Consider the following 1,321-nt stretch of genomic DNA (forward strand, 5'->3'; position numbering starts at 1 on the left):
TCCGGCCCCGCTTTTCAGCGGGGCCGGGTGTGATGTTAGCGGTGTTTTGTCAGCCTTTCCACCAGCGGCGGGGCTCGACGTTTTCGGGCAGGGTTGCGGCGTCGATCTCGCGGGCGACGGAGTAGATCTCCTGGTAGGTGTCGATCCCGCCGGCCCAGCCGTTCAGGCGGTCGCGCCACTCTTCCCAGAGCTGCGGCTGGAACTCGGGCGAGCACATCTCCTCGGCCTTCTTGATCTCGGCATCGTCGAGGAAGGCGACGCGCACGTCGTTCTGGGCGAAGATCGTGCCCGGCATCTGCGGGTCCGAGAAGCCGACCGTCTTGACCAGCGCCGCCTCGTTCGCCGCCTGCACATGCGCCTGCGTCCAGTAGGCCGATTCCATCACCGCGTCCTGCAATTCGCCGCCCAGGCTGTCGAACACCTCGGCGCTCATCGCCGTGTGCTCGGTGCCGCAGAAGAACTTCAGGTCGACGCACTGGCTGACCACCGGCGACATGTTGGCATAGGCCACCGCCGACGCCCAGGTCTCCGCCCCGTCGATCAGGCCCTGCTTCAGCCCGTCGAGCGTCTCTTCCCAGGCGATCGGAACCGGGTTCAGGTTCAGCGCGTTCATCGCGATCCGGCCAAGCTGCGTGCCCGTCACCCGGTTCTTCGTGCCGAACAGCTCCTCCAGCTTCGTTACCGTCGGCTTGTCCTGCCAGGACAGGCCCAGCTGGATGCCGCGCAGCTCGCAATGCGAGAACAGGAACTTCAGGCCGTGGCGCTTCTCGTAGGGGTCGCGCAGCAGCTCGACGCTCTTGGGGTGATACAGGAAATGGTACTGGTCGGCCCGCGAGCGGAACATGAACGCATAGTCGAGCACGTTCAGGTAGGGCGCGCCGCCCGCCGAGTTCTGCGTCGAGGCCGCGTAGATGTCGGTGATGCCCTGCTGGGTCTTCTCCACGCAGGACAGCTGCCCGCAGATCTGGTTGTTGCCGATGAACTCCACCCGGATCTCGCCGTCCGTGCGGGCCTCCAGATCGCGTGCGAACTCCAGCGCGCCGGCCCGCTCGATCAGAAGGTTCTGCGGGTTGAACCCCGCCGCGCCGAACTTCAGCTCGAACTTCGCAGGCTTCGAAAAGCGCCGCTCATAGGTCGATTCCGCCGCCCGCGCCAGGTTCGCCGCCGTCATCACGCCGCCAAACGTCCCCGCCGCCAGAAGCGTCGAACTCATCCCGTAAGTCCCAGCTATCCTGAAGAAATCCCTCCGCGAGACCCCCCCGATACGATCGTTCACTCCCATTGCTTCCTCCCGTTTCTGCAATTATTGAGACGTTGTGTT

General features: G+C 65.0%; 1 protein-coding gene. It reads right to left on the reverse strand.

Translation table 11 applies throughout. The features are described from left to right. Positions 1-49 precede the first annotated feature (49 nt). Positions 50-1,282, reverse strand: a complete 1,233-nt coding sequence (locus ACKLNI_RS00035; protein ID WP_413716946.1) for a TRAP transporter substrate-binding protein — start codon at positions 1,280-1,282, stop codon at positions 50-52. Positions 1,283-1,321: the final 39 nt, after the last annotated feature.

This window comes from Silicimonas lutimaris (assembly GCF_047314965.1).
In the GTDB taxonomy this organism is placed as follows: domain Bacteria; phylum Pseudomonadota; class Alphaproteobacteria; order Rhodobacterales; family Rhodobacteraceae; genus JAVJUV01.

Bases quoted from the DNA above. Each gene is read 5' to 3' on its own strand.
- ACKLNI_RS00035 (WP_413716946.1), bottom strand. From the start codon at position 1,282: ATGGGAGTGAACGATCGTATCGGGGGGGTCTCGCGGAGGGATTTCTTC.